General features: G+C 67.4%; 2 protein-coding genes. Both read right to left on the minus strand.

Annotation, left to right across the window (positions count from 1 at the left end; translation table 11 throughout):
• Positions 1-62: 62 nt before the first annotated feature.
• Positions 63-740 carry a GntR family transcriptional regulator gene (locus tag AC1D00_RS36590; RefSeq protein ID WP_477014018.1) on the minus strand — a complete coding sequence of 226 codons (678 nt, stop codon included), beginning with the start codon at positions 738-740 and terminating at the stop codon, positions 63-65.
• A 192-nt stretch (positions 741-932) separates the two neighbouring features.
• Positions 933-2,189, minus strand: coding sequence for a M20/M25/M40 family metallo-hydrolase (locus tag AC1D00_RS36595; RefSeq protein ID WP_477014019.1), 1,257 nt, complete (start codon positions 2,187-2,189; stop codon positions 933-935).
• Between the last annotated feature and the right edge of the window lie 259 nt (positions 2,190-2,448).

Below are 2,448 nucleotides of genomic sequence, written 5' to 3' on the forward strand. Positions count from 1 at the left end.
CGAACCCGGAACCTCGAGATTCCGGATCGCGCTTCGCGCGTCCGGAACGACGGCGCAAACGGCTACGCCGCCGCCTCGTCCGTCGCCCTCAATCTCTCCTCGGTCATCCGTCCCGCCGTCTGCGCATGCGCGAGTGCCGCGCGTTCGGCGGCATTCGCCTCGCCCGCGAGAATGTGTCCGGCGATCGTCGCATGCTCGGCCCAGGCGCTGCCGCGATAGTCGAGCTCCGACAGCACCGTCGCCATCGAGCGGCGCATATGGGACCATTGCGGCGCGATCGTCTCCTCGATCACGGGATTGCCGGCGAGCTGGTAGATCGCGCGATGAAAATCGACGTCGAGGGTGATGAGCTCGGCAAGCGACGTGTTGCGATCGATGCGGCGCCCGGCGGCGAGCGCCGCTTCAAGCCGCGTGCGTCCTGCCGCGTCGCTTGCGGCGCGCGTCGCGGCGAGCCTGGCGGCGAGTGCATCGAGGGCGCCGCGCACCTCGTAGAGCTGGCGGATGCGCGCGGGATCGAGCTGGGTGACCTCAAAGCCGCGCCGGCCGCTTTCGGCGACGAGACCCTGCCGATGCAGCAGATGCAACGCGTGCGACACCGGCTGGCGCGACACGCCGAGCTTGTCGGCGAGCTCGTTCTGCCGGATGCGCTGGCCCGGCTGCAGCGTGCGATCGGAGATCGCCTCCAGGATGCGCGCATAGACCTGGTCGATCAGGTTCGGGAGCGGATCGAGAGGAATCACGCCGGCGGCTCCGAAACACGAGAGGGAATACGGAATTCCGTATTCGACGGTACGCGGGATGGCGGAGGGCGTCAAGCACGGCTGGACGCCGCCTCAGGCGCTATTTGGGGTCCAATAAGTCATTGATATCGCTAGGGCCGTCTACTGTGCATGGGGTTGTTTTCGCGACAATGATCTGGCCCGGTCTGGCGCCTATTTTTTCTTGCCCTGCTCGATCAGCATCCGGCTCATCAGATAGAGCCGCGGCACGATCGAGTTGGTGTCGATGAATTCGTCGCGGGCGTGGTAGCCGAAGCCGGCGAGGCCGAAGCTCTCGACCACGACCGCCTTGCCGCTGCGATTGGCGTAGCCGGCGTCGGTGGCTCCGCCGGTCATCTCGGCGATGTCGAGCTTGCGGTCGATCTCGGCATAGATCGCCTGGCCCTCCTGCGCCAGCGCGCGGCCGCGGTCGCTGGCGACGAARGGCGGCCGGCCCGGCGTGATCGTCACCGTCGTCTCGGTGTCGGGAACGAGCTTCTCTTTCAGCTTGGCGTCGAGCGCCGCCTGCAATTTGGCGATGCCGTCGGGGATGGTGAGGCGAACGTCGCCGCCGGCCTCGGCCTTCTTCGGGATCTGGTTGCGCACGGTGCCGGCCTGCGCGGTGGTCCAGTTGAGCTGCGTGCCGGGAATCGATTTGGCGACATCCCTGGTCTGCACCAATTGGTGTCCGAGCTCGATCAGCGCATTGCGGCCGAGATCGGGAGCGGCACCCGCATGCGAGGCCCGGCCCTTCACTTCCATTTTCGCCGTCGCAGTGCCGCTGGCCCCGAGCAGCAGCCCGTCATTTTTGGCCACGGGCGCAGCCACCGTCGGCTCGCAGGAGAGCACGACGTCTTGCTGATCGGCGAGCTCGGCGATGATCTCGCCCGACCCGATCGAGCCGACCTCCTCATCCGGATTGAACGACACGGTGAGCGTCGCGTAGTCCTTCCAGCCGGCGTCCTTCAGGATCTTGAGCGCATGCAGCACCACGGCGATGCCGCCCTTGTCGTCGGCGATGCCGGGGCCGTAGATGCGGTTGCCGTCGACACGGTACGGCTCGCTGTCGAGGATGCCGCGCTGATAGACCGTGTCCATATGCGCGATCAGCATCAGCTTTCGCGTGCCCGAGCCCTGGAACGTTGCGATCACCATGTCGGCGCGCGTGCCCGCGGTGGTCTTGCGCCGCTCCGTGGCGGCGCCCAGTGCCTTCAGGCGGGCTTCCGTGAAGTCGGCCATCTTCTTCAGGCCTTCGGCGTCGCTGCTGCCGCTCTCGATCATCACCATGTCGCGCAAGGTCTCGATCAGCGGCGCCTTCTCCTGCTCGGCGGCGGCTTTCAGCTTCGCGTCGGCGGCGGCGAGCGCAGTCGTGGCGCCGGCAGCGAGGCCGAGCAGGGATAGTGCGAGCAGGGGAATGAGGCGGGATGTCATGACTTGCGTCCTTTCGCGTCTTGAGCGCCGGCAGCGCGCGATTGTGCGGAAAGCCTAGCATCCGGACAGGTGCGATGCCACGCCGGCCTAGCGCTCCAGCACCTCGACCTCGATCGCCGCGATCTCTTCTGCATCGGCCACCGCCTCGATCGCCGCGATCCGGTCGCCGCTGAAGCTCACGCGCAGCGCGATGCGCAATTGCCCGCCGAGGATGACCGCAACACCCATCTCGCCATCGACCAGCGCCGCGCGCGCGGCC

The organism is Bradyrhizobium sp. P2_E8 (genome assembly GCF_056403875.1).